Origin of the sequence: Microbacterium sp. NPDC058269, from assembly GCF_042881445.1 — a bacterium.
Classification (GTDB): domain Bacteria; phylum Actinomycetota; class Actinomycetes; order Actinomycetales; family Microbacteriaceae; genus Microbacterium.
The window spans coordinates 445,211-457,811 of record NZ_JBHVXT010000001.1 but is presented as its reverse complement, the minus strand read 5'-3'; the positions used below and the strand labels follow the sequence as shown (position 1 = coordinate 457,811).

Annotated in this window: 14 protein-coding genes; 12 read left to right on the top strand and 2 right to left on the bottom strand. The window is 67.4% G+C overall.

Going from position 1 to position 12,601, the window contains the following annotated elements; translation table 11 throughout:
* Window positions 1–51: 51 nt before the first annotated feature.
* The 6 genes from ACFVWL_RS02220 to ACFVWL_RS02195 all read left to right on the top strand — a co-directional run bounded on the left by ACFVWL_RS02220 (window position 52) and on the right by ACFVWL_RS02195 (window position 4,176).
* Complete coding sequence (locus ACFVWL_RS02220) at window positions 52–984, top strand: LysR family transcriptional regulator ArgP (RefSeq protein WP_387177956.1); 933 nt, start codon at window positions 52–54, stop codon at window positions 982–984.
* Window positions 985–1,156: 172 nt separating this feature from the next.
* Entirely contained in the window at window positions 1,157–1,777 is a 621-nt protein-coding gene (locus tag ACFVWL_RS02215; RefSeq protein ID WP_387177953.1) for a SipW-dependent-type signal peptide-containing protein, read from the top strand.
* 7 nt (window positions 1,778–1,784) lie between these two features.
* The gene (locus tag ACFVWL_RS02210; protein WP_387177950.1) at window positions 1,785–2,402 is read left to right on the top strand and encodes a SipW-dependent-type signal peptide-containing protein; all 618 of its coding nucleotides are present in this window, start codon (window positions 1,785–1,787) and stop codon (window positions 2,400–2,402) included.
* Window positions 2,403–2,432: 30 nt separating this feature from the next.
* The gene (locus ACFVWL_RS02205) at window positions 2,433–3,047 is read left to right on the top strand and encodes a signal peptidase I (protein ID WP_387177946.1); all 615 of its coding nucleotides are present in this window, start codon (window positions 2,433–2,435) and stop codon (window positions 3,045–3,047) included.
* Window positions 3,044–3,682: a hypothetical protein gene (locus ACFVWL_RS02200; RefSeq protein ID WP_387177942.1), complete on the top strand. Its 639-nt coding sequence runs from the start codon at window positions 3,044–3,046 to the stop codon at window positions 3,680–3,682. Before ACFVWL_RS02205 ends, ACFVWL_RS02200 begins: the two co-directional genes overlap by 4 nt.
* Complete coding sequence (locus tag ACFVWL_RS02195; protein ID WP_387177939.1) at window positions 3,679–4,176, top strand: hypothetical protein; 498 nt, start codon at window positions 3,679–3,681, stop codon at window positions 4,174–4,176. Before ACFVWL_RS02200 ends, ACFVWL_RS02195 begins: the two co-directional genes overlap by 4 nt.
* Window positions 4,177–4,206: 30 nt before the next feature.
* Here the strand turns inward: ACFVWL_RS02195 and ACFVWL_RS02190 are convergent, their stop codons facing one another.
* Entirely contained in the window at window positions 4,207–4,887 is a 681-nt protein-coding gene (locus ACFVWL_RS02190; RefSeq protein ID WP_387177936.1) for a YqaJ viral recombinase family protein, read from the bottom strand.
* A 337-nt stretch (window positions 4,888–5,224) separates the two neighbouring features.
* Between ACFVWL_RS02190 and rplJ the strand changes: the two genes are divergently transcribed.
* Both rplJ and rplL read left to right on the top strand, forming a co-directional pair.
* Window positions 5,225–5,713 (top strand): 50S ribosomal protein L10, encoded by a 489-nt coding sequence (rplJ, locus tag ACFVWL_RS02185; RefSeq protein ID WP_017829129.1) that lies wholly within the window; start codon window positions 5,225–5,227, stop codon window positions 5,711–5,713.
* A gap of 48 nt (window positions 5,714–5,761) precedes the next feature.
* The gene (gene rplL, locus ACFVWL_RS02180; RefSeq protein ID WP_045262351.1) at window positions 5,762–6,145 is read left to right on the top strand and encodes a 50S ribosomal protein L7/L12; all 384 of its coding nucleotides are present in this window, start codon (window positions 5,762–5,764) and stop codon (window positions 6,143–6,145) included.
* A gap of 138 nt (window positions 6,146–6,283) precedes the next feature.
* Here rplL and ACFVWL_RS02175 read toward each other — a convergent pair whose 3' ends face one another.
* Window positions 6,284–7,288 (bottom strand): LacI family DNA-binding transcriptional regulator, encoded by a 1,005-nt coding sequence (locus tag ACFVWL_RS02175; protein ID WP_387177933.1) that lies wholly within the window; start codon window positions 7,286–7,288, stop codon window positions 6,284–6,286.
* 286 nt (window positions 7,289–7,574) lie between these two features.
* Here ACFVWL_RS02175 and ACFVWL_RS02170 point away from each other — a divergent pair, with 286 nt between their 5' ends.
* From ACFVWL_RS02170 to ACFVWL_RS02155, 4 genes are all read left to right on the top strand, one after another.
* On the top strand, window positions 7,575–8,891 hold the full coding sequence (locus tag ACFVWL_RS02170) for an ABC transporter substrate-binding protein (RefSeq protein WP_387177930.1): 1,317 nt from the start codon (window positions 7,575–7,577) through the stop codon (window positions 8,889–8,891).
* A gap of 101 nt (window positions 8,892–8,992) precedes the next feature.
* Window positions 8,993–10,132: a carbohydrate ABC transporter permease gene (locus tag ACFVWL_RS02165; protein ID WP_387177928.1), complete on the top strand. Its 1,140-nt coding sequence runs from the start codon at window positions 8,993–8,995 to the stop codon at window positions 10,130–10,132.
* On the top strand, window positions 10,129–11,091 hold the full coding sequence (locus ACFVWL_RS02160; RefSeq protein WP_387177926.1) for a carbohydrate ABC transporter permease: 963 nt from the start codon (window positions 10,129–10,131) through the stop codon (window positions 11,089–11,091). The genes ACFVWL_RS02165 and ACFVWL_RS02160 overlap by 4 nt, the downstream gene beginning before the upstream one ends.
* Before the next feature lie 96 nt (window positions 11,092–11,187).
* Window positions 11,188–12,564, top strand: coding sequence for a cystathionine beta-synthase (locus ACFVWL_RS02155; RefSeq protein WP_387177923.1), 1,377 nt, complete (start codon window positions 11,188–11,190; stop codon window positions 12,562–12,564).
* Window positions 12,565–12,601 lie beyond the last annotated feature (37 nt).

Genomic DNA, 12,601 nt, shown 5'->3' with positions numbered 1-12,601 from the left:
GTTCACATGAAGAGAAGCGAAGATTTCTATGGGAGCATTAGCATTGCTAACGTGCGCATCGATCCGGAACTCGCGACCACCCTCGCCGCGATCGTCGACGAGGGGACGCTGGATGCCGCGTCGAAGCGGCTGCGGATCACCCCTTCGGCGGTGAGCCAGCGGTTGAAGGCGCTCGAGCAGCAGCTCGGCCGCATCCTGGTGGTGCGCACGAAGCCCGCGCGGCTGACCGAAGCGGGGGAGGCCATCGTGCGTCTCGCTCGACAGGTCGCACTGCTGGAGCATGACGCGCTCGTCGGGGTGGGCATCGACGAAGCGGACGGCACACGACGGATCGCCATCCCCCTCGCGGTGAACGCCGACTCGATGGCCACCTGGTTCCTGGCTCCACTCGCACGGCTCTCCGCACAGCACGACGTCGACTTCGACCTGCATCGAGACGACCAGAACTTCACCGCGCGCCTCCTGGAGTCGGGCACCGTGATGGCGGCGGTCACGAGCGAGGAGACCCCGGTCTCGGGATGCTCGGTGTCGCCTCTCGGGGTTCTCGAGTACCGGGCGATGGCCGAACCGGGCTTCGCGGCGCGCTGGTTTCCAGAGGGTGTGACCTCGACCGCGCTGGCCGCCGCGCCGTTCGTCGACTTCGATCGCAGGGACACCCTCCAGCACGAATGGCTCAGGGCGATGTCGGTCGCGCAGGAGGGCGTTCCGCGGCACTACGTTCCCGCCTCTCACGACTACGCCCTCGCGGTCACCCTCGGACTCGGCTGGGGGATGGTGCCCGTGCAGCAGGAATCGGGCGGACTGGTGCCCCTGGGGGGACCGACGCTTCGGGTGCAGCTGTTCTGGCAGCAGTGGAACCTGCGATCGGAGCTGCTCGACACCATCGCCGCAGAGGTCGCCGTCGAAGCCCGACGGGTTCTCGGCGGCACCCCGGTCAGCCCGCCGAAGTCGGGCCCGGAGTCACACCGGAGCCGAGGGGTGTGATCTTTGGCGCGGGTCCTGATCTGCGCGGGATGAGCGAATGTCGTGCGCGAAATCGCCTTGTTCTGCGGATGAGGCGGGGAGAGGATGGCGCAAACGCACGGATGCGGGGTCGTTGAGGGGCGATCGAGGACAGGCATTCGCGTGGTTCACGAATTCCTGAGGGGGAAGCGATATGGCAACCAAGGCAACCCAGCGCAAAGTCCTGGCGGTATTGGCCGGCGGGCTCGTACTCGGCATCGGTACCGCAGTGACGCTCGCCGTCTGGAACGACTCCGAGTTCGCGAACGGCACCTTCACGGCGGGCGCGTTCAACCTGCAGGGCTCGACCGACGGCACCGCCTACGCCGACCACAACTCGGCCGGTACGGCAGCGACTCTCGCGTTCACCCTGCCGGCGGGGCTCGTGGGCAACATGTCGCCGACGAGTTCGGTCTACGCCGGATTCTGGGTGCGCCTCGCGGCCGGCACGACGAGCGGAGCGAACCTCGTCGCCGACGGGACCACAGCCGATGCCGCGGCCACGTCGAACTCCGATCACCTGTCGTACTCGATCTATCAGCTGGCGCCGGGGGCGACGTGCAACGCGGCATCGGCGACGGGCACACCGATCGCGACCGGTACGACGCTCGACCTCCAGACCGGCGTCACCACCGTGCCGCTCACCGCAGGGGCGACCTCGACCGATCCCGGCACGGCTGTGCAGTTGTGTTTCAAAGTGACTGCGGACGCTGTCCTCGAACCGAGCCTGGTGACCAACGCCACCTGGAAGTTCACGGCCACGTCGACGAACTGAGCATGTGATGGTCACCCGCAGAGAAGTGCGGGAGAGGCGGCGGCTGCGCTCCCGTCGGCTGAGAGCTGTCCTCGCGGGCGGGCTCGTGCTCGGCATCGGCGTCGCCGCCACCCTCGCCGCATGGAACGACTCCGAGTACGGATCGGCGAGCTTCACGGCCGGGAGGTTCGACATCGTCGGGGCGATCGACGGAACCACCTTCTCGAGCCATGCGACCGCCGGCACGGCAGCGACTCTGAACTTCCAACTCGCTCCGACCGCGATGGCGCCGGGCAACTCGACCTATGCGCTGTTCAGCGTGAAGACCGCCAACCCCTCGGTGGCGGGAACGCTGCAGCTGACCGCCGGGACACCGGGAGGAACCGGGCTGGCGACCTATCTCACGTACGGGGTGCGCACGATCGCCGGCACGACCTGCAACTCGACGACGTATGCGGCGGGAACGGCAGTCGTCGCGGACGGTTCTGCGCTCACCGCGAACGGGTCGGGGGCACAGGCAGTCACGGCGAACGGCGGGGCCTCGGTCAACTACTGCTTCGCCGTCACGCTTCCCCTCACAGCTCCGAATGCGGCGCAGGGGCTGACGATGACGCAGACCTGGCAGTTCCTCGGGACTTCTTCATAGCAGAGCCGATGCCAGGGAGAGGAAGAGGAGATGACGACCCCGACACGGCGCAGCCTGCGGGAGGAGAAGATGTCCTTCGCCGCGGTCGAACCCCACGCGACCGCGGCGAAGGTACTCACCCGGATGCGTCCGGGGCAGATGCTCGGCGATGCGCTGCTGTGGGTCGCCGCGGTCGCCGGTGCGGTCTGTATCCTGCTCGTCGTGCTCGCGTTCACCGCGCAGATCACGCTCATCATGTTCCGCACCGGCTCGATGTCGCCCACGATTCCGGCCGGCTCCGTCGCGGTGGTCCAACGCGTGCCCGCGAGCGAGGTGCAGGTCGGCGACGTGGTGACGGTCGACCGCGAGGGAGAGCTGCCGGTGACGCACCGGGTCACCACGATCGCCCCCGGCGCCGGCACGCAGGAGCGGATCATCACGATGCGTGGAGACGCCAATGCCGCAGGCGACCCGTTCCCCTACACGGTGTCCTCGGTGCGAAAGGTGCTGTTCTCCGTTCCGGGCATCGCGTTGGTCATCGCCGGCATGGGCGACCCGATCGTGCTGGGGACTCTGACGGTCGCGGCAACCTCCCTGGTGGTGTGGGCCTTCTGGCCGCGCGGGCAGCGCCGATCCGGTCGCCACCTCGACGGGAACGGGCCATGAGACGCGCCCTCGCCGTCGTGATGCTCGCGGTCGTCGCGATCGCGATGCCGGCCGCCGCATGGGCGGCGCCGACGACGCAGGTCATCCAGGGCTCGATCCTCCGTCTCGTCTCGGTCGCGGATTGGGCGGCCGCGGCCAGCCTGCTGCCCGGACAGCCCGTGCAGTGGGACATCGCGGTGAGCGCTGACGCTCCGGATCCGGGAATCGTGCGCATCGCTCTCAGTGCGACGGGTGACGCGCCGCTGCTCCTCGACGTCTCGACGTGTGGGGAGGCCTGGACCGAGACCGGATGCCCCGGCGGCGAGACCGCGCTGCGCACGGGGTGGAGCATCCCCCGGGACGGGGTCGAGGTTCCTCTCACGCAGATTCCCGATACGGAGACAGCGCACGTGCGCCTCACCATCCACCTGGATCCCTCGGGTGGATCGGGTGCCGGCAGCACCGATGTCCGCGTACACGCCCAGGGCGCGGGGGAGACCGTGTTCGTCGGGTCGGACGGCGGGCTCGCGACGACGGGGTTGCCGCTCGGCGTGCCCTGGGCGGTCGGTGCCGGCGCTGCGCTCGTCGTGTGGGGCGCGGCACTGGTGCTCCTCCGTCGCAGACGTGGGGCGTCCGAGACGGAGGGGGCGAGATGAGACGTCACACGCGCGCACGCATCCTCGCCGGTGCGGTCGGTCTCGCGGTGCTCATCGGAGTCGCGACATCGCCCCCCGTGCAGATGACCGACGCCGCCTTCACTGACAGCGAGTACGCCGCGGGGTCCTTCACCGCGGCGACCCTGGCGAGCCCCGTGGTCACCTCGTGCACGGTGACGAGCTTCCTGGGCACTTTCACGGGCTTCACGATCACCTGGACATCGCCCTATCTGAAGGTGCAGCAGCGCTTCTCCATCAACAACGTCGTCGTGGATAACACCAATGTCACGCAGAGCGGGTCGGGTCCGTACACCTACACTTCCACCATCAGCTCGGGCCTGCTGAACACCCTGCTGGGGAGTCTCCTCGGATCGACGAACGCGGTGAAGGTCGAGACCGTCTACTCCGGGACGTCGTGGGTCTCCCCGGCCGCGACGCGTTCGCTGTCGGTCGGGGGTCTGCTGGGACTCGGCGGTAACAACACCTGCACCTGAGCGGGGTGTCTTGCCGGTGGGGTCGCCCGATCAGTCGGCGAGTGCCAGCGCGCGGAACGCATCGCGCTCGCGGAGCTGTTCGCGACGGCTGGCGGCGGCGTCCATCGCCCGGCTCGGAACCTGCTGGCCGGTGGTGCGACGGTAGAGCTCGTCGATGAGGTCGGTGGCGAGGCCGACGAGCTTCGCGATCTCACGGTCATCGCGGTCGATCCACACGCAGCGCGGCTCGTCGTGGATAGGGGCGAAGTCGACGTGCTCCTCCCAGACGAACAGGGTGCGTTCGGCGCCGAGCACGTGCTGCTGCCACCACACCTGGCGGAGGTAGGTGCGGGGGATTCCGCGGAATGCCTTGTTCGTGGTCTTGATCTCGGCCAGCTTCACGCGCCCGTCCGCGTCGACGGCGATGCCATCAGGGGTGGCGAGGTGACGGTGCTCGACCTCGGCGCGGAACAGCGCCGACGAGGGGAGGATGCCGTGGGTTGCGGCGACCCATGCCGCGATCTCGGGCTCACGCCGGCGACCGTGATCCGTGTAGGCATTGCCGCCGAAGCGGGGTCCGCCGCCGAGCTTGGAGTCCGCAGCCCTGGCGATCGACTTCTCCGAGGTGAGCCCTGCCACGTCGGTGGCGGTGATTCCCCGGGAGCGAGCTCTCAACCATGCCACGCGGTCGCGGGAGTCCGCGACGATGCGTGCAGAGAGTTCCGGGGTCACCCTTCGACCCTAACCCCGTCCGCCGACCCTCACCTCTCGTACACGCCGCCCTCCCGCATCCCCCGCAGCCCGGCCCCCCACTCGTCGGAGGCTGAGGTGCGGGGCGACGGGATTTGGGGGAGGGGTGCGGGTGAGGTACAGTTATCTCGAACCGAAGACCGCTGGTCATCGTCGTGTGCGCAAGCACGCAGCGATCGAAGCTCTGCACAGCAGGGGCCCGCGCAGGACACGAACTTTCCAAAGCTCCGTGCGCTTGCGCCGGAGCTTTTTCTATTGCAGGTGGTCAAGGTCGGCGCCTCACCACCGTGCGGCGCCTCGTACACACCAAGGAGTGACCATGGCGCAGAAGGATGCATCGGTCGCCGAGCTCACGAAGTCATTCGAGAACTCGACTGCCGTTCTGCTGACCGAGTACCGCGGTCTGACGGTTGCCCAGCTCAAGGAGCTGCGCAACAGCATCCGTCAGGACGCTGAGTACGCCGTGGTGAAGAACACGCTGACCAAGATCGCCGCCAACAAGGCTGGCATCTCCGCGCTGGACGACGACCTCAAGGGTCCGTCGGCTGTCGCGTTCGTGCACGGTGACTTCGTCGCCACCGCCAAGGCTCTGCGTGACTTCGCCAAGGCCAACCCGCTTCTCGTGATCAAGTCCGGCATCTTCGAGGGCAACGCCCTCACCGCGGACGAGGTCAACAAGTACGCCGCGCTGGAGAGCCGCGAGGTTCTGCTGGCGAAGGCTGCGGGCATGATGAAGGCGACGATGGGCAAGGCTGCGGCCACCATCGATGCTCTTCGCGAAAAGCTGGAGACCGCAGAGGCCGCGTAAGCGACCTGCGATCTCGTCTACAAACCCCATCTATCTAGGAGATACATCATGGCGAAGCTTTCCACCGAGGAACTGCTCGAGCAGTTCGCCGGCCTGACCCTCATCGAGCTCAACGACTTCGTGAAGGCGTTCGAGGAGAAGTTCGAGGTCACCGCTGCTGCTCCCGTCGCCGTTGCCGGTGCCGCGGGTGGCGCAGGCGCTGCTGAGGCTGAGGAAGAGAAGGACTCCTTCGACGTCATCCTCGAGGCTGCTGGCGACAAGAAGATCCAGGTCATCAAGACCGTCCGCGAGCTCACCTCGCTGGGTCTCGGCGAGGCCAAGGCTGTCGTCGACGGTGCCCCGAAGGCCGTCCTTGAGGGCGCCAACAAGGAGACCGCCGAGAAGGCCAAGGCTGCTCTCGAAGAGGCAGGCGCAACGGTTACCCTCAAGTAATCGCGACGCTCACGCGTTTCTCACCGAAGGCCCCGGGTTCGCCCGGGGCCTTCGGCGTTCCCGGACGGTTTCAGGCCCATGACTCGTGCGTTCCCGGCGTGTTCCAGGGCGTGCGCGGCATGCCGGCATGCCACGAAGTCAGCGAGGAGGGGCCGTGGAGCTGCGCACCACGAGGGCGGATGCCGCGTCGACGCGTTCCAGCGGCGCGTCGGGGTGATCCATCCGTTGCGTCAGCAGCCGCACCGCCTCGTGCCCCTGGTCGCGGGGTGCCTGCCCGATCGTGGTCAGGGCGAACATGTCGGCGTGTTCATGATCATCGATCCCGACGACGCTGAGCTCGGTCGGTACGGCGATTCCCAGGCGTCGGGCGGCGATGATCGCACCGATCGCAGCCTCGTCGCACACTCCGACGATGGCCGTCGGCCGGCGCCGCCGGTCGCCGAGCAGCCCGGCCGCCGCGGTGTAGCCGCCCGGCATGGTCGGGGCCGCGCCGGCGACGCGCGCGTGCGCCGCGAGCCCGGCCGCCTGCAGCGCGCCGCGGTAGCCCTCCAGCCGTTGCGCATCCCCGAAGCTCAGCTCCGCCACATCCGTCGATCCGCCGACGAAGGCGATGTCGGTGTGTCCGAGTTCGATGAGGTGCTCCGTGGCGATGCGCGCGGCGGCGGTGTCGTCGATCGACACCGCGCTCGAGCCCTCGCTGTACGGGCCGACGCTCACGAGCGGACGCCCCGTCTGCTGCAGCCGCTCGAGCTCGCGAGCACTCGGCTGGATGCCGACGGCGATGATCCCGTCGAAGCGCTTCCCCGGGAGCACGCTCTCGAACAGCCGCTCTCTGGTCTTCGATCCCTCGGGCACACCGTAGAGCGACAGGTCGTAGTCGAGGGCGAACAGCGACTCCTGCACCCCCGCGAGCAGCTCCGCGAAGAACCATCGATCCACGGGCGGCATCACGACGCCCACGGTCTGGGTGCGCCCGGTCGCCAAGCTCGTCGCGGAGGAGTGCGCCACATAGGAGAGATCGCGCGCGGCATCCTCGACCCGCAGTCTGGTCGTCTCCGACACGTAGCCTCGGCCGCTCAGGGCGCGGCTCGCGGTGGCCTTCGATACGCCGGCACGTGACGCGACGTCCGCGATCGTGCTCATCGGTCCTCCTCGACCTGATCACGCAGCTGCGTGGCCCCGACGCGGGGTACGCGCCGCGTCAAATCGTAGTCGCCGGTGCCGGAAAAAGGAACCGGTTCCAGAGCGGAGGTGAGGGAGCGCTCCCATGGCGGAGGTGTATGCGCATCGAATGGTTGCGAGCTTGTGACCCTAGCGTGTTGTGCCGGGGTGCCGATGGCCAGTAGGTTGGCCTGGAATCGGTTCCCTAACGATGCCCCGGGGTGGCGTCGCACCAGCCGGGAACCTGTACTCGAAGAGGAGAATTCACATGGCTCTGTCACAGCGTTCCCGGCGTTATGCGCCGCTCGCCCTGCTGGGGGTCGCGGGCATCGCGCTCGCCGGATGCGGGGCTCCCGGAGGGGCACCGGGCACCGGCGGAGGCGACGGAGGCGACGCCACCGTCACGATCTACGGCACGATCGTCGATGATGAGGCGAAGCTCCTCCAGGAGTCCTGGAAGGACTGGGCCGACGAGAACGGCATCACGATCAAGTACGAGGGCAGCCAGGACTTCGAGACCCAGCTCGGCACGCGCGCCCAGGGTGGAAACCCGCCGGACATCGCGATCTTCCCGCAGCCCGGTCTGTTCGCCGACTTCGCCAACCGGGACTATCTGAAGCCCGCACCTGAAGAGGTCGAGAAGAACGCCAACGAGTACTGGACCGAAGACTGGGTGAAGTACGGCACGGTCGACGGCACGTTCTACGGTGCACCGCTCATGGCCAACGTCAAGGGCTGGATCTGGTACTCGCCGGCCAAGTTCAAGGAGTGGGGCGTCGAGGTTCCGAAGACGCTCGACGAGATGGGCGCCCTCACCGAGAAGATCCAGGCGACGACCGGAACCCCCGCGTGGTGCGCAGGCTTCGAGTCGGGCACCGCGACCGGATGGCCGGGAACGGACTGGATCGAGGACTACGTGCTGCGTCAGTCGGGCCCGGATGTCTACGACCAGTGGGTCACCAACGAGGTCACGTTCACCGACCCGCAGATCAAGCAGGCGTTCGACTCGGTCGGCGAGATCCTGCTGAACCCGGCCAACGTCAACGCCGGCTTCGGTGACGTGCGCTCGATCAACTCGACCGCGTTCGGTGACGTCGCTCCCAAGCTCGCTGCCGGCGAGTGCGCGCTGACCCACCAGGCCTCGTTCCTCTCGGGTTTCTACCCCGAGGGCACGAAGGTCGCTGAGGACGGCGACGTCTGGGCCTTCATGCTCCCGGGCGAGTCTGCGGATGACACCGCTGTCACCGGTGCCGGTGAGATCGTCGGTGCGTTCACCGACTCCGAGGCCACGCAGAAGGTGCTCGCGTACCTGTCCAGCCCCGAGTGGGCGAACAGCCGCGTCAGCCTCGGCGGCGTCACCTCCGCGAACAACGGGCTCGACCCGGCGAACGCGAAGGACCCGATCCTGCAGGAGACCATCAAGATCCTCCAGGACCCGGACACGACGTTCCGCTTCGACGCGTCTGACCTGATGCCGGGCGCCGTCGGCGCCGGCACGTTCTGGAAGGGCATGGTGGCGTGGATCAACGGCACCTCCACGGACGACGTCCTCACGCAGATCCAGACGGGCTGGCCTGCCAGCTGAGAAGACAGGAGGGCCGCCCTCTGGGGGCGGCCCTCCTGCTCTCATGACCCCGCACGTCGATGTGCGGTCGTCACTCCGCTCCGCGTGATGAAGGGGAATCCGTGAACGCGACAATTTTCTTCCAGTGGATCGGCTCGCTCCCGCCGATCCTGCAGGCGGTCGCCGTCGTCATCGCTTTCGCGGTGGTCGTGGCGGTCATCCTGCTCCTCGTGGACATCGCTCCACGCAGGGGAGCGCTGTACACCGGCATCCGGCTGGCGATGTGTCTGCTCATTCCCCTCGCCGTGATGTGGTTTTTCAACTCCTATTACTGGGCGATGGGAGTGGCGGTCCTCGTCGGGGCGCTGTTCTTCTGGCTGGACTATCGATCACGCGACGGTGCGGGGTATCTGATCCAGCTCGTCGCCTTCATGGCGCCGGCACTCCTGCTGCTGATCGTCGGTCTGATCCTGCCGTCGATCCAGACGTTGTACTCGTCGTTCCTGAACTCGTCGGGGAAGGACTTCGTCGGTTTCGCCAACTATCTGTGGATCTTCACGCAGTCCGATGGGATCACCGCCGTCGTCAACACGATCATCTGGGTGCTCCTGGTCCCCACGGTGTCCACGATCGTCGGCCTCGCCTACGCGGTGTTCATCGATCGCACCCGCGGCGAGAAGATCTACAAGGTTCTCGTGTTCATGCCGATGGCCATCTCGTTCGTCGGCGCCGGCATCATCTGGCGCTTCATGTACGAGTACCGGGGGCCTCAGTTCGAGCAGATCGGCCTCCTCAACCAGATCATGGTGTGGTTCGGGGGAGAGCCGCAGCAGTGGCTGCTGAACGAGCCGTGGAACACCCTGTTCCTCATCGTCGTGCTCATCTGGGTGCAGACCGGTTTCGCGATGGTGCTGCTGTCGGCATCGATCAAGGGCGTCCCGCAGGAGCTCCTCGAAGCCGCAGAGCTCGACGGGGCGAACGCCTGGGAGCGGTTCATCTCGGTGACCATTCCGTCGATCAGGCCCGCACTCATCGTGGTCTTGACCACGATCTCGATCGCCTCTCTCAAGGTGTTCGACATCGTGCGGACGATGACCGCCGGTAACTACGGCACCTCGGTGCTCGCGAACGAGATGTACACCCAGTTCTCGAAGTTCGAGGCCGGACGCAGTGCCGCGCTCTCGGTCATCCTGTTCATCCTGGTGCTGCCGATCGTCATCTACAACGCACGCCAGATCAAGAAGCAGCGGGAGATCCGATGACCGACACCGTGAAGTCCGAAACCGCTGTCAGCACGCGCGCGATCACGACCGGAGGCGGCCTCGACGGCGCTGCCGGGCGCACGCGCAAGAAACTGTCGCGCCCGTGGGCATCCGTCGCCTCCATCGTGATCGCGGTCCTGTGGACCATTCCGACGCTGGGGCTGTTCATCTCGTCGTTCCGTCCTCGCGACCAGATCCAGTCGACCGGATGGTGGACGTTCTTCGCCGACCCGCAGGTGACGCTGGAGAACTACGTCGACGTGCTGCAGTCCGGCACGACCCAGTTGACCATCCTCGAGTCGTTCATCAACTCGATCGCGATCACCATCCCGGCGACACTCGTGCCGCTGATGATCGCCTCGATGGCGGCGTATGCGTTCGCGTGGATCGACTTCAAGGGCCGCAACGCGCTGTTCATCTTCGTGTTCGCCCTGCAGATCGTGCCGATCCAGATGGCATTGGTGCCGCTGCTGAGCTCGTTCTCCCGAGGCATCAACCTCTTCGGACTGCAGGTCACGACGCCGCTGGGCGCTTCCTCGGGTTACGCCCAGGTGTGGATCGCGCACACCATGTTCGCGCTGCCGTTGGCGATCTACCTCCTGCACAACTTCATGTCGGAGATCCCGGGGGAGATCATCGAGGCGGCGCGCGTCGACGGCGCATCCCGCGGGCAGATCTTCTTCCGGGTGGTGCTGCCCCTGACGATGCCGGCGATCGCGTCCGTCGCGATCTTCCAGTTCCTGTGGGTGTGGAACGACCTGCTCGTCGGCCTGGTGTTCGCGGATGGTGCTGCGGCTCCGATCACCAAGCTGCTCGCCGAGATCACGGGTACGAGAGGGAACGACTGGTATCTGCTCACGGCGGGCGCCTTCGTGTCGATCATCGTGCCGCTGATCGTGTTCTTCGCTCTGCAGCGCTACTTCGTCCGCGGCCTGCTGGCCGGGTCGACGAAGGGCTGACCTTCGAGAGACACCGGGGGCCTTTCGAGAGGACGGATGCCGCGGTCGGGTGCAACACAACCCCGGCCGCGGCATCCGCGCGTCTACCCTGAAGTCATGAAGTACGCAGACTCGATCGTCGACCTCGTCGGCGACACGCCCCTCGTGAAGCTCCAGCACGTCACCGAGGGAGTCGCGTGCACGGTGCTCGTGAAGCTCGAGTACCTCAACCCCGGTGGCTCGTCGAAGGACCGGATCGCGGCGCGCATCATCGACGCCGCCGAGGCATCGGGCGAGCTGAAGCCCGGGGGCACGATCGTCGAACCCACCAGCGGCAACACGGGGGTCGGTCTGGCGCTGGTCGCTCAGCAGCGCGGTTACAAGTGCGTGTTCGTGCTGCCGGACAAGGTCGGAGAAGACAAGATCGACGTGCTGCGGGCCTACGGTGCCGAGGTCGTGGTGACCCCGACCTCGGTCGCCCCCGACAGCCCGGAGTCTTACTACAGCGTGAGCGACCGGTTGACCCGCGAGATTCCCGGGGCTTTCAAGCCGAACCAGTACGAGAACCCGAACGGTCCGCGCAGCCACTACGAGACCACGGGGCCCGAGATCTGGCGCGACACCGACGGCGAGGTCACGCATTTCGTGGCCGGCGTGGGCACCGGCGGCACGATCACGGGCACGGGGCGGTACCTGCGGGAGGTCTCGGAAGGTCGGGTACGGATCGTCGGCGTCGACCCCGAGGGCAGCGTCTACAGCGGCGGCACCGGTCGCCCGTACCTCGTCGAGGGCGTGGGGGAGGACATCTGGCCCGGTGCGTACGATCCCACAGTGCCGCACGAGATCGTTGCGGTCGGCGATGCGGAGGCGTTCGCGATGACCCGACGTCTCGCCCGGGAGGAGGGCATCCTCGTCGGCGGATCGAGCGGCATGGCCGTCGTCGGTGCGCTGCGGGTCGCGCGCGACCTGCCGGCGGATGCCGTGATGGTCGTGCTGCTCCCCGACGGCGGGCGCGGCTACCTGGGCAAGATCTTCAACGACGGATGGATGCGCTCCTACGGTTTCGGTGAGCTGGAGGACGGGGAGACCGTCGCCGACGTGCTCGCGGCTCGCCCGTCGCGACAGGGCGCCGGCATCCCCGACCTGGTGCACGCCCACCCGACCGACACCGTGCTCGAGGCCATCGGCATGATGACCGAGTACGACGTCTCGCAGCTGGTCGTGCTCAGTGCCGAACCGCCGGTCATGATGGGCGAGGTGGTGGGAACGGTCGACGAGAAGGGACTGCTCGACCTGCTGTTCCGCGGTGAGGCCAACGCGACCGACGCCGTGGGTGCGCACGTGGGGGAGAGGCTTCCGCTCGTCGGCATCCACACCTCCGTCGCGCAGGCCAAGGCCGCGCTCGCCGATGCCGACGCGTTGCTGGTGACCGAAGACGGCAAGCCGCACACCGTGCTCACGCGTCAGGACCTGCTGGCGTACCTGTCGCGTTGAGGAGGGCTGCGCTGAGGAGGGGATGCGGAGCCGCTCG